This is a genomic window from Flagellimonas sp., assembly GCF_965215805.1.
GTDB lineage: Bacteria > Bacteroidota > Bacteroidia > Flavobacteriales > Flavobacteriaceae > Flagellimonas.
In genome coordinates this window covers 288,832-305,096 of sequence record NZ_OZ244124.1, presented here as the reverse complement: position 1 = coordinate 305,096, position 16,265 = coordinate 288,832, and the positions used below count along the sequence as shown (strand labels likewise).

Genomic DNA, 16,265 nt, shown 5'->3' with positions numbered 1-16,265 from the left:
TTCTTAGAATGATGCTTTTACACTAAGGCCGTATCTTCTTGAGCTTGGTCCGTTGATAAAGTCGAAACCAAAACCGTTACCTACACCAGTACCACTTGTGTTTGGATCAAAGCGTGCACCTTTAGGCGTATTGATCGCTCTGTACCAAAGGTTGTTTCCAGAAATTGTAAAGGAAAGTGAACCGAATGGTGTCTTGTCCAAGAATTTGGATGGCAGGCTGTAGCTCAAAGAAGCTTCCTGTAACCTAACTGTGGTAGCGTCGTAAACTTGAAGCTCACTTGGGCCAAACAATAGGTTACTGAAGAAATACGTTGAGTTGTTGATTTGTCTGTTGTTAACATTGCCAGCGGCGTCAACTCCAGGCAAAATAAAGGTGTTTTCCCTATCGATGGTCTCCGTAATCAATCCTCTACCCAATAGTGTAGAGATTGTAGAAGAGTAAACATCACCACCTTGTGTCCAGTTCCACTGGAAACCAAGTGTGAAGTTCTTGTAGGACAACGAGTTTCTCACGTTAGCTATCCAGTCTGGGTTTGGATCACCGATGATGCCATCAGTAGGATCTTGCACGTAGTTACCGTCAGCTCCGACTACATAGTTTCCACTTGCATCTGTAGCAATTCTACTACCAAAGAATACCCCAAGAGGCTCACCTTCAATAGCGGCGTTACCCAAGTTGGAGAATCCAGAGTAAACTACTTGGTCTGTATCCAATCCAAGGTCTGTAACTGTAGTTTCGTAAGCAGTGAAGTTAAGATTGGTTGTCCAATCAAAGTCACCTTCTTCATCACCTCTGATCCAGTTTACACCAAGATCAATTTCCACACCTTCAGACTCTATCTCACCAATGTTGGTTGCAGTTACTGTAAATCCAGTAGCAGGATCAAGAGGTCTGTCCAAGATCAAATCGTTGGTCTTTCTTTGGTAAATGGAAGCATCCAATGTAATTCTGCTATCCCACCATCTAGATTCAATACCAATCTCGATTTCTTCCAAAGTTTCTGGCTGAAGGTTTGGATTACCTAAACGAGTACCGGTAGTGTTGGTTACAACATTCTGTCCTGTACCATCCTGAACATCCTGAGTGTCCAAAATCAAAGTACTTGCTACTGGATAGTTGGTAGTCAATACATCAAAGTTTGCAGAAACCCCGATACCGGCACGAACTTTCAAGTAGTTCAATACGTTCTCAGACTTTAGACCATCAATGGCCGCAGTTGGGATGAATGACAAACTTGCAGAAGGATAGAACTGTGTTCTGTTGTCCTTGGAGAAGTTGGATACCCAATCATTTCTAGCTGCAAGAGTTACATACAAAAAGTTGTCATAGTCGAAATCTGCCTGGGCATACACCCCTGCAATGTTCAACTCGGTAAACGTTTGAATTTCATTTTGGTTCAAGAAGTTAAAGTGTCTCAACACTCCAAATACCTGCTGACCATCACTCGCTACACCATTTTGATCAAAAACAGTTCTACGAGTGGTACCACCAACGTTAAATGTAGATCCAATTTTTTCAGTGATATCATAGTCTCCATTTAACACCAAGTTATGGTCCCAAATAGTATTGGTGTTGTTCCAAGTTTCATAAACACCACTTGCCAATCTAACATCACCGGAGTTACTGTTAATACCCCCTTTATTTTGGTGGTTGGTGTTGTTCTCACTATACACGTCAACACCAGCACGGTAAATGATATTCAAATTATCATTCAACTCATACTGTACAGTTGCCTGACCAAATACCCTGTTGGTTTCCTGTCTTGACTCTGCATTTGCAACAGTCCATAGCGGGTGCTGGATGGAGTTGTTCTGTCTGTAGTAAACACTACCACCAGTAATTGGATCTTGGAAAGGAAGTCCTTGTACATCAATACTTCTTGGAGTAAACCAAAGGTCACCAAATACAGAAGAACCAGTACCGGTAGCTCCGTTACCCTGGCTCAATGCTACAGGAGGAGAGATGAATTTGGTTCTTGCGAAGTTAATTGTACCGTTGACGGTGAACTTGTTTGATAACTGAGCTCTACCACCAAGAGATAAAGTATTCCGTGTTACACTATTGTTAGGAGTAAATCCATTGTCCTTAAGGTAACCGTAGTTCATGTTGTATCCAACTTTACCATCGTCAGAAGCTCCTCTAACGTTAACAGAAGTATTGGAAACTGTACCTGTTCTAAAGAAGTTCTTTACACTGTCATAAGGTCTCCACTCATAACGTTGTCCTTGGAATTCTGGGAAAGCAGCCTGAATAGCAGCAGTAGAAGTAGAATATGGGTGAGCCAATGTTCCTTGGTCATCGATTGCAGCTTGTGCACCCCAACCGGAAGCTCCTTCTCTTCTAAAGCTTGGTCCCCAGTTACTGAAGAACCATCCGAAAGACTGGTCGAAACCATTTCCGTACTCATTCTGATAATCTGGCAACGAAGCAATTTCGTTGAAGAAAAGAGAAGAGTTAACAGTGATTTCAGTCTTTTTTGGACCTGCTTGCGAAGAACCACCTTTTGTGGTGATCAAGATTACACCATTACGTCCTTGAGATCCGTAAAGTGTAGCAGCCGCAAGACCCTTAAGTACGTTTACACTTTCTATACTGTTTGGATCAAGATCCAAAAATCTACTGGAACCGTTGTTACCGTTGACAAAATCTTGTCTGTCCCCATTTCGACCTTGTGAGTTGGTGTCCGTACTAAAAGGTACACCATCAATGATGAACAAAGCTTGGTTACTACCACTAAAAGTAGTTTGACCCCTAATTACAATGTTGGTACCAGATCCGGAAAGACCACTTTGTTGTGTAATCTGAACCCCGGAAGCTTTACCTTGTAGCACCCTGGCTACATCACCTTCAGGACGTTGTTCCAAATCGTCAGAACCAACTTCGGTTACTGCATAACCCAGTGCTTGCTTCTCCCTCTTAATACCAAGGGCCGTAACCACAACCTCTTCAAGAGCCTGAGTGTCCTCTTCCATTTGAACATCGATCACGTCACTTGCACCAACGACCCTTCTTGCATCTCTCTGTCCTATATAGGTGAAAAGAAGTGTCTGACCTTGACTTGCACTAATCGTATAGAGTCCGTCAAAATCTGTTTGGGTACCCGTAGTGGTACCATCAACGACAATGTTGACCCCAGGTAACGGAAGGCCATCGGCATCCGTAACAGTACCTGTAATCGTCTTGTCTTGTGCAAAAGAAACATGCACAACAAACGCCAATAACAGCGTTAACAATCCATTAAGTTTTGTTCTCATTTTAAAATTATTTGAATTAGCTAGGCGCTAAAATCATAATTTCATGTTAATAATCCAAACTAATTTTACTAAAATTTTAAGACTGCGGCTACAAATACAAAGCGTGCAAAATGACATTTGATAATTGTGTTGTCATCAATTGGAAGGGGTGAAAATTGTCAAAAAGACAAAATTAGGCAGTAATCCAAATGTGTTATGGATCTTTGAAAATGCCGAAATACCTGTTGTATTTGTAAAAATGGGGCGCTTTAGGGCGGAAATAAAACAGTTTTTTGTTAAAAGTCTTTTGAAGGAAGTTGGAGCGGGTTATAATTTGTAATTTATACCTTAATATATATATGGGGTATGAGAACAATATTTTTTTTCTTTTTCGTCTTAGGTTTTGGATCCTTGTTGTTAGCGCAACAAAAAGCTAATGTTCAACCTGGGGTGATCAGTGTTTACCAAAAAGGACTCCAAGGCATCGGACCGGATTTTGGCAACAATCCGGCGTCAGAAAACTTTTACAGTCAAATGCGCGATAAATTTGCTGCTCTTGGTATTGAACAACAATTGAATTTAAGGGATATCGAAGGGTCCATTTACATAAATGAAGCTTTTGAAAGTGGTTCGATTCTTTTCAAAGGACAGGAAGATCGAAAAATGTTCATGAGGTACAATGCCTTCAACGATGAATTTGAAATTAAGAACTCCAATTTGAAAGAGGACAAGACCCTTGCACTTCTCAAAAATCAAAATATTTCCTGTGTGCTGAATGGTCATCTGTATTCCTATATGATTCTTTTAGACAAGAAAGGGGAAAGGAACCAAGCTTACCTGAAGGAGATTGTGTCCTTGGGGAACTATCGTTTGTTTGAGCAGAACAAGAAACTCTTCAAGGAGGGGAAGCCGGCAAAAACATCCCATTCTGTTTCCTTTCCGCATCGATTTGTGGACGAAACCAATTATTATTTGGCATTGGACGATGCTTTCCCTGTCTATATTCCTGCAAAGAAAAAGGAGTTTGTGGCCTTATTTTCACCTGAGCATCAACCAAAGGTCAAGAAATTTATTAAAGAAAAAGGTATTGATGTAAAAACAAAAAGGGGGCTTGTAAATGTGGTGACTTTTGCTGGCAATCTTTAGTTGGTATCAATTGACAGGCCAATTGTTGTACAGCTTCCATTTTCATCTGTATTCAGGATAATTATTTGATTTTCAAGATTGATCTGAAATTTAATCTTTCGGGATTTGAATTATTCCGAAATATCACTACATTTGCAGCCCTCAAAACGAGGGTTGTTTTGATTTTTAATAGAAATTTTAATGCCAACAATTTCACAATTAGTACGAAAAGGAAGAGTCACCATTACCAAGAAGAGTAAATCGGCTGCTTTGGATTCGTGTCCCCAGCGAAGAGGGGTTTGTACGCGTGTGTACACGACCACACCTAAGAAACCAAACTCTGCAATGCGTAAAGTTGCAAGGGTTAGGTTAACCAACGGTAAGGAAGTTAACGCGTATATCCCTGGCGAAGGTCACAATCTCCAAGAGCACTCGATAGTATTGGTTAGAGGTGGAAGAGTAAAGGATTTACCTGGTGTGCGATACCACATTGTTCGTGGTGCATTGGATACCGCAGGGGTAGCAGGTAGAACGCAACGTAGATCTAAATACGGAGCAAAACGTCCTAAAAAATAAGAAGACATGAGAAAAAGACAGGCGAAAAAAAGACCATTGTTGCCAGATCCAAGGTTTAATGACCAACTGGTAACTCGCTTTGTGAACATGATGATGTGGGACGGAAAAAAATCCGTTGCCTTCAAGGTTTTCTATGATGCAATTGACATTGTGGATGAAAAAAACCAAGACGAAGAAAAAACCGCTTTGGAATTGTGGAAAGATGCTCTTTCCAATGTAATGCCACACGTTGAAGTAAGAAGTAGAAGAGTGGGTGGTGCTACATTCCAGATTCCAATGCAGATTCGTCCAGACCGTAAGATTTCCACTGCCATGAAATGGTTGATCAGCTACGCTAGAAAGCGTAATGAAAAATCCATGGCGCAGAAGTTGGCCGCTGAAATTTTGGCCGCTGCAAAGGAAGAAGGTGCCGCTGTTAAGAAAAGAGTGGATACCCACAAAATGGCCGAAGCCAATAAAGCATTCTCACACTTTAGATTCTAGTTCACAAAATGGGAAGAGATTTAAATTATACAAGGAATATAGGTATTGCAGCACACATTGATGCTGGAAAAACCACTACTACAGAACGTATTCTTTTTTATACAGGTGTAAGTCACAAGATTGGTGAGGTGCACGATGGTGCGGCTACCATGGACTGGATGGAGCAGGAGCAAGAGCGTGGTATTACCATTACCTCTGCTGCTACCACTTGTACCTGGCAGTTCCCAACTGAAAACGGGCAGCCCACAGCTGATGCAAAAGGATACCACTTTAATATTATCGATACTCCCGGACACGTTGACTTTACCGTTGAGGTAAACCGTTCATTGCGTGTTTTGGATGGTTTGGTCTTCTTGTTCAGTGCGGTTGATGGTGTTGAGCCACAATCTGAAACAAACTGGAGATTGGCCGATAACTATAAAGTACCTCGAATTGGTTTCGTAAACAAAATGGACCGTCAAGGTTCTAACTTCTTGAACGTGTGCAAGCAGGTGAAAGAAATGTTGGGATCCAATGCAGTGCCAATTGTTTTGCCAATCGGTGAGGAAGCTGACTTTAAAGGTATTGTTGATCTTGCCAAGAACAGGGCTATCGTATGGCACGATGAGAACTTCGGTTCTACATTTGATGTAATCGATATTCCTGCTGAAATGCAAGATGAGGTTAAAGAATACAGGGCTGCCTTGATCGAGGCCGTGGCAGAATATGATGAGGAGTTGATGGAGAAATTCTTCGAAGACGAGGATTCCATCACTGAAGAAGAAGTGCACGCTGCGTTGAGAGCTGCTGTTATGGATAGAGCTATTATTCCTATGGTTTGTGGTTCTTCCTTTAAGAACAAAGGAGTTCAATTCTTGTTGGATGCCGTATGTCGCTATTTGCCTTCTCCATTGGACAAGGACGATATCGTGGGTACAGATCCTGATACAGGAAATGAAATCACTAGAAAGCCCGATCCAAAAGAGCCATTTTCTGCTTTGGCATTTAAAATCGCCACGGATCCTTTCGTAGGTCGATTGGCATTCTTTAGAGCATACTCTGGTCGTCTGGATGCAGGTTCATACATCTTGAATAACCGTTCCGGTAAAAAAGAGCGTATCTCCCGTATCTACCAAATGCACTCTAACAAGCAGAATGCCATTGAGTACATTGAGGCAGGAGATATTGGTGCTGCTGTTGGATTTAAGGATATCAAGACGGGTGACACTATGTCTTCTGAAAAGCACCCTATTGTGCTTGAGAGCATGGACTTCCCTGATCCCGTAATCGGTATCGCTGTTGAGCCTAAAACCAAGGCTGACGTTGATAAATTGGGTATGTCTTTGGCTAAATTGGCCGAGGAAGATCCAACGTTCCAGGTTAAGACTGATGAAGCTTCAGGTCAGACCATTATTTCTGGTATGGGTGAGCTTCACTTGGATATCATCGTGGACCGTTTGCGTCGTGAGTTCAAGGTTGAGGTAAACCAAGGTCAACCTCAGGTTGAGTACAAAGAAGCATTGACTGCTACAGCGAATCACAGGGAAACTTACAAGAAGCAGACTGGTGGTCGTGGTAAATTTGCGGACATTGTATTTACCATGGAGCCTGCTGAAGAAGGTAAGGCTGGACTGGAATTCATCAATGAGATTAAAGGAGGTAACATTCCTAAAGAATATATCCCATCCGTTGAAAAAGGATTCAAAGAGGCTATGAAGAATGGTCCTTTGGCTGGATTTGAGATGGATAGTATGAAGATTACCCTTAAGGATGGTTCGTTCCACCCTGTGGATTCCGATTCACTTTCTTTTGAGCTTGCCGCTAAATTGGGCTACAAAGTAGCTGCCAAGGCTGCAAGAGCTGTATTGATGGAGCCTATCATGAAGTTGGAGGTTTTAACTCCGGAAGAAAACATGGGTGATATTGTTGGTGACTTGAACCGTAGAAGAGGTCAGGTAAACAACATGGATGATAGAGCCGGTTCCAAAGTTGTTAAGGCAGAAGTGCCACTTTCCGAAATGTTCGGTTATGTAACTTCTTTGAGAACATTGTCTTCCGGTAGAGCAACTTCCACAATGGAATTTTCGCACTACGCAGAAACTCCTAACAATATTGCAGAGGAAGTAATTAAATCAGTAAAAGGGGTAACCGCTTAATTTTTCAGCAAGATGAGTCAAAAAATTAGAATTAAACTTAAATCTTACGATCACAATTTGGTGGACAAATCTGCTGAAAAGATTGTAAAGACAGTTAAGACAACAGGTGCTGTGGTTACTGGGCCAATCCCATTGCCAACGCATAAAAAGATATTTACAGTTTTGCGTTCACCACACGTGAACAAGAAATCGAGAGAGCAATTTCAGCTAAGTTCTTACAAGCGTTTGCTGGATATTTATAGCTCTTCTTCAAAAACCATTGATGCTTTAATGAAATTAGAGCTTCCAAGTGGTGTTGAAGTCGAAATAAAAGTGTAAATTTGCACGCCTTTTGAGATAAAGGTGGACATGTCCTGAGCTGCGGGCGAGGGAAAAACGGGAAAAAGAAAAATATCTGGGTCACAGAATCTTTTCTTTGACCCAATTTTTTTGCCAAGCAATTGAATTGGCACATTGAGTAATTAAATAATTGATTAATTAAATATTTATGTCTGGGTTAATAGGTAGAAAAATCGGTATGACCAGCATCTTCGACGAGAATGGAAAGAACATTCCATGTACCGTTCTTGAAGCTGGACCATGCGTGGTTACCCAAGTCAGAACCGAAGAGGTGGACGGGTACAGTGCCCTTCAGCTTGGTTTCGATGACAAGGCAGAAAAACGTGCAAACAAGGCCGAACAGGGTCATGTTAAAAAAGCAGGTACTTCTCCTAAGAAGAAAGTCGTTGAGTTCCGGGATTTTGAAGGTGAGTTTAAATTAGGAGATACTTTAAATGTAGAGCTTTTCCAAGAGGGAGAGTTTGTTGATGTTATTGGTACGTCAAAAGGTAAAGGTTTCCAAGGTGTTGTTAAAAGACACGGCTTTGGCGGTGTTGGACAAGCAACCCACGGTCAGCACAACAGATTGAGAGCTCCTGGTTCCATCGGTGCTGCTTCTTATCCTGCGAGAGTTTTCAAAGGAATGAAAATGGCCGGTAGAATGGGTGGTGAACGAGTAACGGTTCAAAACTTGAGAGTATTGAAAGTGGTTCCTGAGAAAAACCTTATCGTAGTTAAAGGTGCGGTACCAGGTCACAAGAATTCGTACGTAACAATTGAGAAGTAATGAAGGTTGCAGTTTTAGATATCAAAGGAAAAGATACCGGAAGAAAGGCTGACCTTTCTAAGGAGGTATTTGGAATAGAGCCCAATGAGCATGCCATCTATTTGGATGTGAAGCAATATTTGGCGCATCAAAGACAAGGTAACCACAAGGCCAAGGAGAGAGCTGAGATTGCTGGTAGTACCAGAAAAATCAAGAAGCAAAAAGGTACAGGTACCGCAAGGGCAGGTAGTATCAAGTCTCCTATTTTTAGAGGTGGTGGTAGAATTTTTGGTCCAAGACCTAAAGATTATTCCCAAAAGTTGAACAAAAACGTTAAGCGTTTGGCGCGTAAATCGGCCTTGACTTTGAAGTCAAAAGAGAAGGCAATTACGGTTGTGGAGGACTTCAATTTTGAAGCTCCAAAAACCAAAGATTTCAAAGCGTTTTTGAGCTCCTTGGGCATAGAAAACAAAAAGTCTCTTATCGTATTGGGTGACTCAAATAAAAATGTATATTTGTCGTCGCGCAATTTGGAGCGTTCCGAAGTTGTAACTAGCTCAGAATTAAGTACTTACAAGATAGTTAATGCTGGTAGTGTGGTGCTTACTGAAAGTGCTTTGGAAGGAATAGAATCGAACCTTAAGAAATAAGAATATCATGAGTGTGTTGATAAAACCAATCATTACGGAAAAAATGACCGCGGATAGCGAGCTTTTCAATCGTTATGGTTTCTACGTTGACCCAACAGCCAACAAGCTTCAGATCAAAGAAGCGGTTGAGGCTGCTTATGGTGTTTCTGTGGAAAAGGTAAGAACCATGAACTATGGTCCAAACCGTAAGAGTCGTTATACAAAAACAGGAATCCAGCACGGAAAAACAAATGCGTTGAAAAAGGCAATTGTTGATGTGGCGGAGGGTGATATTATTGATTTTTACAGTAATCTATAAAGACGAGAAATGTCAGTTAGAAAATTAAAACCGATAACCCCCGGACAGCGTTTTAGAGTAGTAAACGGATTTGACGCGATTACTACTGATAAGCCGGAGAAAAGCTTGCTTGCTCCGTTAAAAAAGTCGGGTGGTAGGAACAGTCAAGGAAAAATGACCATGCGCCACAGAGGTGGAGGTCATAAAAGAAGGTATCGTATTATCGATTTCAAAAGAGATAAGCAAGGAGTTGATGCAACCATTGTATCTATCCAGTACGATCCCAACAGAACTGCATTTATCGCCTTGGTTGAATACAAGGATGGTGAAAAAAGATATGTAGTTGCCCAAAACGGAATGCAGGTAGGACAGAAGATTTCTTCAGGTGCCAAAGCTGCTCCAGAAATTGGAAATGCACTTCCTTTAAGTGAAATTCCATTGGGTACCATCATTTCCTGTATAGAGCTTAGACCAGGTCAAGGTGCTGTTATGGCACGTAGTGCTGGTACTTTTGCGCAGTTAATGGCGAAGGACGGTAAGTTCGTTACCATTAAATTGCCTTCAGGGGAGACCCGTATGATCTTGGCCAATTGTTTGGCTACCATTGGTGCGGTTTCCAACTCTGATCACCAATTGTTGGTATCTGGTAAAGCAGGTAGAAGCAGATGGTTGGGTAGAAGACCAAGAACTAGACCAGTAGCCATGAACCCTGTTGATCACCCAATGGGTGGAGGTGAAGGAAGGGCTTCCGGAGGCCACCCAAGATCTAAGAACGGTATCCCGGCCAAAGGCTTCAGGACGCGTTCCAAGACCAAGGACACCAATAGATATATCATAGAACGTAGAAAGAAATAAAAGAAAAGTAAATGGCACGTTCATTAAAAAAAGGACCTTACGTTCATCACAGCTTGGAAAAGAAAGTTCAAGCCAATATAGATTCAGGTAAGAAAACGGTTATCAAAACATGGTCAAGAGCCTCAATGATAACTCCGGATTTCGTAGGACAGACCATCGCAGTGCACAACGGGAGACAATTTGTTCCTGTATATGTAACCGAGAACATGGTAGGTCACAAGCTTGGAGAATTTTCACCTACACGATCTTTTAGAGGTCATGCAGGAGCTAAAAACAAAGGTAAAAAGTAAGTAAGCTATGGGAGTTCGTAAAAGACAAATGGCCGAAAGGTTAAAGGAAGAGAAGAAGCAACTTGCTATTGCCAAGTTGAACAACTGCCCAACTTCGCCAAGAAAAATGCGCTTGGTTGCTGACTTGGTTAGAGGTAAGCAGGTAGAAATGGCATTGGCCATCTTGAGGTTCAACCCCAAAGAGGCTTCCAGAAAATTGGAGAAACTATTGCTTTCTGCAATTGCCAACTGGGAAGCTAAAAATGAGGAGGCCAACATAGAGGATGCTGACCTTATTATCAAAGAGATCCGTGTGGACGGTGGTACAATGTTGAAAAGACTACGTCCTGCCCCACAAGGTAGAGCACATAGAATTAGAAAGCGTTCCAACCATGTTACCATGATCTTGGAAGCCAATAACAACGTTCAAAGCTAGAGTATAAAATGGGACAAAAAACCAATCCGATAGGAAATCGCTTAGGAATTATCAGAGGATGGGAATCTAACTGGTACGGCGGTAATGATTACGGCGATAAGCTGGCTGAGGATGATAAGATTAGAAAGTATATCCATGCGCGTTTGGCCAAGGCCAGTGTGTCTAGGGTAATTATTGAAAGAACCTTAAAATTGATCACCATCACCATTACCACGGCAAGACCTGGTATCATCATTGGTAAAGGAGGACAAGAGGTGGATAAGCTTAAGGAAGAGCTTAAGAAGATCACCAACAAAGAGGTTCAGATCAATATCCATGAAATAAAAAGACCTGAATTGGATGCCAATTTGGTTGCAGCCAGTGTTGCAAGACAAATTGAAAGCAGAATTTCATACAGAAGAGCCATCAAAATGGCAATTGCAGCTGCAATCCGTATGAATGCCGAGGGTATCAAGATTCAGATTTCAGGACGTTTGAACGGAGCTGAGATGGCACGTTCAGAATCTTACAAGGAAGGAAGAATTCCATTATCCACTTTCCGTGCAGATGTGGACTATGCTTTGCATGAAGCACACACGACTTACGGAAGATTGGGTATCAAAGTTTGGATCATGAAGGGTGAGGTTTATGGAAAAAGAGAACTTTCCCCGCTCGTAGGATTGTCCAAAAGTCAAGGAAAAGGCGACAAACGAGATGGTAAGAAACCACAACGTCGTAGAAAGTAATAAGATAAAGTAAAGGTAAAATGTTACAGCCAAAAAGAACAAAATTTCGTAAAGCCCAGAAGGGACGTATGAAAGGAAATTCCCAAAGAGGGCACCAACTTTCCAATGGAATGTTCGGTATCAAATCCTTGGATTCCCATTTCATTACTTCTCGTCAGATCGAGGCTGCGCGTATTGCTGCGACAAGGTATATGAAAAGACAAGGTCAGCTCTGGATCAAAATTTTCCCGGACAAGCCCATCACCAAAAAACCTCTTGAGGTACGTATGGGTAAAGGTAAGGGTGCTCCAGAATATTGGGTGGCCGTTGTTAAGCCTGGAAGAATCATGTTTGAGGTAGCTGGTGTTCCTATGGACGTTGCCAAGGAGGCATTACGTCTTGCAGCCCAAAAGTTACCCGTAAAAACAAAGTTTATTGTAGCTAGGGATTATTCCGCTTAATTTTTAATTGGGAAGAAAGATGAAACAATCAGAGATAAAAGAACTTTCAATTGAAGAGCTAAAGGAAAAGCTGGCTGATTTTAAAAAGCAACATGCTGATTTAAAAATCGCTCACTCGGTTACTCCTTTGGAAAATCCTTTACAGATCAGACAGACTAGAAGGACGGTAGCGAGACTTGCAACAGAATTAACTAAAAGGGAAGTACAATAATTGGTTTTGCCTTATGGAAGATAAAAGAAATTTAAGAAAAGAAAGAATAGGCGTTGTTACCAGCAGCAAAATGGAGAAATCCATTGTAGTTTCTGAGGTAAAACGAGTAAAGCACCCTATGTACGGTAAGTTCGTTCTTAAGACCAAGAAGTATGTGGCCCATGATGAAAAGAATGACTGCAACGAAGGTGATACCGTTAAAATAATGGAAACCCGACCATTGAGCAAGACGAAATGTTGGAGATTGGTTGAAATCCTTGAAAGAGCTAAATAATTATGTTACAGCAAGAATCAAGATTAAAGGTTGCGGACAACACTGGTGCAAAAGAAGTTTTGACCATCCGCGTACTTGGAGGTACTAAGAGAAGATATGCTTCTTTGGGAGATAAGATTGTGGTTACCGTAAAGGAAGCTACTCCCAATGGAACGGTAAAAAAGGGTTCTGTTTCTACTGCGGTTGTGGTACGGACAAAAAAGGAAGTAAGAAGACCTGATGGTTCTTATATCCGATTTGATGATAACGCTTGCGTTTTGTTGAACCCAACAGGTGAAATGCGCGGAACCAGGGTTTTTGGGCCAGTGGCCAGGGAACTTAGGGACAAGCAGTTCATGAAGATTGTTTCACTAGCTCCAGAGGTGCTTTAACAGAAATATCAGTTAAGATGAAGTTGAAAATAAAAACAGGGGATACCGTTAGGGTCATTACAGGGGACCACAAAGGCACCGAAGGAAAAGTGCTTCAGGTAGACCGTGAAAAGAACAAGGCTATCGTGGAAGGAGTCAATACGGTTTCCAAGCACGAAAAACCTAGTGCAAAGAATCCTCAGGGAGGAATTGTAAAAAAGGAAGCGCCTATCCATATCTCAAACCTTTCATTGATCGACCCAAAATCTGGTGAAGCCACTCGCGTTGGGTACGAAGAAAGAGATGGGAAGAAAGTTAGGTTTGCCAAGAAATCCAATGAAGTAATTTAGTTATGAGTTACATTCCAAGATTAAAGCAAGAATATAGAGAGCGCGTAATTAAGGCGTTGTCTGAAGAATTTGGTTACAAAAACGTAATGCAGGTTCCCAAATTGGAGAAGATTGTGGTTAGCCGTGGGGTTGGAGCTGCTGTTTCCGACAAAAAGCTGATTGACCATGCTGTTGAGGAGTTGACCAATATTACTGGTCAGAAGGCGGTAGCAACCATTTCCAAAAAGGACGTTGCATCCTTCAAGTTGAGAAAAGGAATGCCCATAGGTGCCAAAGTTACCCTAAGAGGTGAGCGCATGTATGAGTTTTTGGACCGCTTGATTACGTCTGCCCTTCCTAGGGTACGTGATTTCCAAGGAGTGAAGGCTACTGGATTCGATGGTAGAGGAAATTACAGCTTGGGTGTGACCGAGCAGATTATTTTTCCAGAGATCAATATTGACAAGATCAACAGAATAAACGGAATGGATATCACTTTCGTTACTTCTGCGGAAACAGATAAAGAAGCAAAATCATTGTTAACCGAATTGGGAGTACCCTTTAAAAAGAACTAGTATGGCTAAGGAATCAATGAAAGCCCGTGAAAGAAAAAGGGCAAAAATGGTTGCAAAGTATGCAGAAAAGAGAAAGGCTTTAAAAGAAGCTGGTGATTACGAAGCCTTGCAAAAGCTTCCCAAAAATGCATCTCCGGTACGTATGCGCAACCGTTGCAAATTGACCGGTAGACCAAGAGGATATATGAGAACATTTGGTATTTCCAGGGTTACATTCAGGGAAATGGCCAATCAGGGCTTGATTCCAGGAGTTAAAAAGGCAAGTTGGTAAACAGATAAAGAAGAGAAATGCTTACAGATCCAATTTCAGATTATTTGACCAGAATTAGAAATGCCAGTAGGGCAGGTCATAGGGTGGTAGATGTTCCAGCATCCAATCTAAAAAAACAGATGACCAAAATTTTGTTTGACCAAGGTTACATCTTGAGCTACAAATTTGAGGAAAACGATACGCAGGGTAATATCAAAATTGCCTTGAAGTACGATAAGTTTACCAAAGAGCCTGTGATTAAGAAATTACAAAGGGTGAGCAAGCCTGGACTTCGTAAGTATGCAGGTTCAGAAGAGCTTCCAAGGGTTCTTAACGGTTTGGGAATTGCAATTGTGTCAACCTCCCATGGGGTAATGACCAGCAAGCAGGCCAAGCAAGAAAACGTAGGTGGCGAAGTATTGTGCTACGTTTATTAATTGAGAAAAGAAAAGAAAAATGTCTAGAATAGGTAACAATCCAGTTGCAATCCCAGAAGGAGTCACCGTTGAGGTAAACGACAATGTGGTTACCGTAAAAGGTAAGTTGGGAGAACTTTCCCAAGAGATTTCGGGAATTGCAGTAAAGGTTGAGGAAGGAAATGTTCAGCTAGAAAGACCGTCTGATTCCAAAGAGCACAAAGCAAAACACGGACTATACCGTGCCTTGATTGCCAATATGGTCGATGGAGTGTCCAAAGGATGGACCAAGGAATTGGAATTGGTAGGGGTTGGATACAGAGCCAGTAACCAAGGACAAAAATTGGATTTGGCGTTAGGTTTTTCCCACAACATAGTATTGGATATTGCTCCCGAAGTCAAAATCGAGACCATTTCCGAAAAGGGTAAAAATCCTATCGTTAAGTTAACATCTCACGACAAGCAGTTGGTAGGACAAGTTGCTGCCAAGATTCGCGCTTTCCGTAAGCCAGAGCCTTACAAAGGAAAAGGAATCAAGTTTGTTGGTGAACAATTAAGAAGAAAAGCAGGTAAATCAGCATAATAAGTAAGACTATGGGATTATCCAAGACTGAAAGAAGATTACGCATCAGGAGAAGAATCAGAAAGATTTCTTCCGGTACTGAAGCAAGACCAAGACTCTCTGTTTTTAGAAGTAACAAAGAGATCTACGCTCAATTGATTGACGATAACAAAGGTGTTACTTTGGCTGCTGCGTCTTCAAGAGATAAAGACCTTGATGCCAAAGGAACCAAAACCGAAGTTGCTGCTTTGGTAGGAAAGGCCATCGCGGAAAAAGCAAAGAAGCTTGGTGTTGAGGCCGTAGCTTTTGATAGAGGTGGAAACCTGTATCACGGAAGAGTTAAATCATTGGCAGAAGGAGCTAGGGAAGCAGGACTAAAATTCTAATAAGACTATGTACCAGAAATACAAAAACGTAGAAATAGTTAAGCCAGGTGGACTGGAGTTGAAAGATCGTTTGGTAGGAGTCCAAAGGGTTACCAAAGTTACCAAAGGTGGTAGAGCATTCGGTTTTTCAGCAATTGTTGTTGTTGGTGATGAGAATGGTGTAGTAGGACATGGTTTGGGTAAATCCAAAGAAGTAGCAACCGCCATTGCCAAGGCTATCGAGGATGCCAAGAAGAATTTGGTTCGCATTCCTTTGAACAAGGGAACCCTTCCTCATGAGCAAAAAGGGAAGTATGGAGGTGCGCGTGTTTACATTCAGCCTGCATCACATGGTACCGGAGTAATTGCCGGTGGTGCTGTAAGAGCGGTATTGGAAGCTGTTGGTGTACACGATGTATTGTCAAAATCACAAGGTTCTTCCAACCCGCACAACGTTGTAAAGGCAACTTTTGATGCCCTATTGCAACTAAGGGGAGCGCAAACTGTTGCCAACCAAAGAGGAATTTCTTTAGAAAAAGTCTTTAAGGGATAAAAAATAGGTTGACAGTCCATAGTTGATAGTAGTTAGTGGCTTTTTCAACCAAAAAAGTAAAACCAAGGAAAACTAGAGACTAAGGACTAAG

General features: G+C 41.7%; 24 protein-coding genes. 23 read left to right on the top strand and 1 reads right to left on the bottom strand.

Going from position 1 to position 16,265, the window contains the following annotated elements:
- Positions 1–3: 3 nt before the first annotated feature.
- Entirely contained in the window at positions 4–3,255 is a 3,252-nt protein-coding gene (locus tag ACOOE0_RS01395) for a SusC/RagA family TonB-linked outer membrane protein (RefSeq protein WP_420400694.1), read from the bottom strand.
- 345 nt (positions 3,256–3,600) lie between these two features.
- On the opposite strand from ACOOE0_RS01395, the gene ACOOE0_RS01390 reads away from it, so the two are divergent.
- The 23 genes from ACOOE0_RS01390 to rpsE all read left to right on the top strand — a co-directional run bounded on the left by ACOOE0_RS01390 (position 3,601) and on the right by rpsE (position 16,174).
- On the top strand, positions 3,601–4,380 hold the full coding sequence (locus ACOOE0_RS01390) for a hypothetical protein (RefSeq protein ID WP_420400693.1): 780 nt from the start codon (positions 3,601–3,603) through the stop codon (positions 4,378–4,380).
- A gap of 180 nt (positions 4,381–4,560) precedes the next feature.
- Positions 4,561–4,935 carry a 30S ribosomal protein S12 gene (rpsL, locus tag ACOOE0_RS01385; RefSeq protein ID WP_031445118.1) on the top strand — a complete coding sequence of 125 codons (375 nt, stop codon included), beginning with the start codon at positions 4,561–4,563 and terminating at the stop codon, positions 4,933–4,935.
- A 6-nt stretch (positions 4,936–4,941) separates the two neighbouring features.
- A complete protein-coding gene (rpsG, locus tag ACOOE0_RS01380) occupies positions 4,942–5,418 on the top strand; it encodes a 30S ribosomal protein S7 (protein ID WP_420400692.1) in 477 nt (158 codons plus the stop codon).
- Between the two features lie 8 nt (positions 5,419–5,426).
- Positions 5,427–7,553, top strand: coding sequence for an elongation factor G (fusA, locus tag ACOOE0_RS01375; protein ID WP_420400691.1), 2,127 nt, complete (start codon positions 5,427–5,429; stop codon positions 7,551–7,553).
- Between the two features lie 12 nt (positions 7,554–7,565).
- Positions 7,566–7,871 carry a 30S ribosomal protein S10 gene (gene rpsJ / locus ACOOE0_RS01370; RefSeq protein WP_007094989.1) on the top strand — a complete coding sequence of 102 codons (306 nt, stop codon included), beginning with the start codon at positions 7,566–7,568 and terminating at the stop codon, positions 7,869–7,871.
- A gap of 169 nt (positions 7,872–8,040) precedes the next feature.
- Entirely contained in the window at positions 8,041–8,658 is a 618-nt protein-coding gene (gene rplC, locus ACOOE0_RS01365; protein WP_138835184.1) for a 50S ribosomal protein L3, read from the top strand.
- A complete protein-coding gene (gene rplD, locus ACOOE0_RS01360) occupies positions 8,658–9,287 on the top strand; it encodes a 50S ribosomal protein L4 (protein ID WP_420400690.1) in 630 nt (209 codons plus the stop codon). Before rplC ends, rplD begins: the two co-directional genes overlap by 1 nt.
- 7 nt (positions 9,288–9,294) lie before the next feature.
- On the top strand, positions 9,295–9,585 hold the full coding sequence (rplW, locus tag ACOOE0_RS01355; protein ID WP_138835180.1) for a 50S ribosomal protein L23: 291 nt from the start codon (positions 9,295–9,297) through the stop codon (positions 9,583–9,585).
- Positions 9,586–9,594: 9 nt separating this feature from the next.
- Positions 9,595–10,419 carry a 50S ribosomal protein L2 gene (gene rplB / locus ACOOE0_RS01350; protein WP_420400689.1) on the top strand — a complete coding sequence of 275 codons (825 nt, stop codon included), beginning with the start codon at positions 9,595–9,597 and terminating at the stop codon, positions 10,417–10,419.
- Positions 10,420–10,430: 11 nt separating this feature from the next.
- On the top strand, positions 10,431–10,709 hold the full coding sequence (rpsS, locus tag ACOOE0_RS01345; RefSeq protein WP_116182579.1) for a 30S ribosomal protein S19: 279 nt from the start codon (positions 10,431–10,433) through the stop codon (positions 10,707–10,709).
- A gap of 7 nt (positions 10,710–10,716) precedes the next feature.
- The gene (rplV, locus tag ACOOE0_RS01340; protein ID WP_420400688.1) at positions 10,717–11,124 is read left to right on the top strand and encodes a 50S ribosomal protein L22; all 408 of its coding nucleotides are present in this window, start codon (positions 10,717–10,719) and stop codon (positions 11,122–11,124) included.
- An 8-nt stretch (positions 11,125–11,132) separates the two neighbouring features.
- Complete coding sequence (gene rpsC / locus ACOOE0_RS01335; RefSeq protein ID WP_420400687.1) at positions 11,133–11,849, top strand: 30S ribosomal protein S3; 717 nt, start codon at positions 11,133–11,135, stop codon at positions 11,847–11,849.
- Positions 11,850–11,869: 20 nt separating this feature from the next.
- On the top strand, positions 11,870–12,289 hold the full coding sequence (rplP, locus tag ACOOE0_RS01330) for a 50S ribosomal protein L16 (protein ID WP_073181010.1): 420 nt from the start codon (positions 11,870–11,872) through the stop codon (positions 12,287–12,289).
- A gap of 19 nt (positions 12,290–12,308) precedes the next feature.
- On the top strand, positions 12,309–12,500 hold the full coding sequence (rpmC, locus tag ACOOE0_RS01325) for a 50S ribosomal protein L29 (RefSeq protein ID WP_138835174.1): 192 nt from the start codon (positions 12,309–12,311) through the stop codon (positions 12,498–12,500).
- A gap of 13 nt (positions 12,501–12,513) precedes the next feature.
- Positions 12,514–12,774 carry a 30S ribosomal protein S17 gene (rpsQ, locus tag ACOOE0_RS01320; protein WP_073181006.1) on the top strand — a complete coding sequence of 87 codons (261 nt, stop codon included), beginning with the start codon at positions 12,514–12,516 and terminating at the stop codon, positions 12,772–12,774.
- 2 nt (positions 12,775–12,776) lie between these two features.
- Complete coding sequence (gene rplN, locus ACOOE0_RS01315; RefSeq protein ID WP_073181004.1) at positions 12,777–13,145, top strand: 50S ribosomal protein L14; 369 nt, start codon at positions 12,777–12,779, stop codon at positions 13,143–13,145.
- Between the two features lie 17 nt (positions 13,146–13,162).
- Positions 13,163–13,474 carry a 50S ribosomal protein L24 gene (gene rplX, locus ACOOE0_RS01310; RefSeq protein WP_420400686.1) on the top strand — a complete coding sequence of 104 codons (312 nt, stop codon included), beginning with the start codon at positions 13,163–13,165 and terminating at the stop codon, positions 13,472–13,474.
- A 2-nt stretch (positions 13,475–13,476) separates the two neighbouring features.
- The gene (gene rplE, locus ACOOE0_RS01305) at positions 13,477–14,028 is read left to right on the top strand and encodes a 50S ribosomal protein L5 (RefSeq protein ID WP_249967962.1); all 552 of its coding nucleotides are present in this window, start codon (positions 13,477–13,479) and stop codon (positions 14,026–14,028) included.
- A gap of 1 nt (position 14,029) precedes the next feature.
- A complete protein-coding gene (rpsN, locus tag ACOOE0_RS01300) occupies positions 14,030–14,299 on the top strand; it encodes a 30S ribosomal protein S14 (RefSeq protein ID WP_116218582.1) in 270 nt (89 codons plus the stop codon).
- Between the two features lie 17 nt (positions 14,300–14,316).
- Positions 14,317–14,715 (top strand): 30S ribosomal protein S8, encoded by a 399-nt coding sequence (gene rpsH / locus ACOOE0_RS01295; protein ID WP_420400685.1) that lies wholly within the window; start codon positions 14,317–14,319, stop codon positions 14,713–14,715.
- Positions 14,716–14,734: 19 nt separating this feature from the next.
- Positions 14,735–15,277, top strand: coding sequence for a 50S ribosomal protein L6 (rplF, locus tag ACOOE0_RS01290; protein ID WP_420400684.1), 543 nt, complete (start codon positions 14,735–14,737; stop codon positions 15,275–15,277).
- A gap of 11 nt (positions 15,278–15,288) precedes the next feature.
- On the top strand, positions 15,289–15,642 hold the full coding sequence (rplR, locus tag ACOOE0_RS01285; RefSeq protein WP_420400683.1) for a 50S ribosomal protein L18: 354 nt from the start codon (positions 15,289–15,291) through the stop codon (positions 15,640–15,642).
- 7 nt (positions 15,643–15,649) lie between these two features.
- Positions 15,650–16,174 carry a 30S ribosomal protein S5 gene (gene rpsE / locus ACOOE0_RS01280; RefSeq protein WP_420400682.1) on the top strand — a complete coding sequence of 175 codons (525 nt, stop codon included), beginning with the start codon at positions 15,650–15,652 and terminating at the stop codon, positions 16,172–16,174.
- The last annotated feature ends 91 nt before the right edge of the window (positions 16,175–16,265 follow it).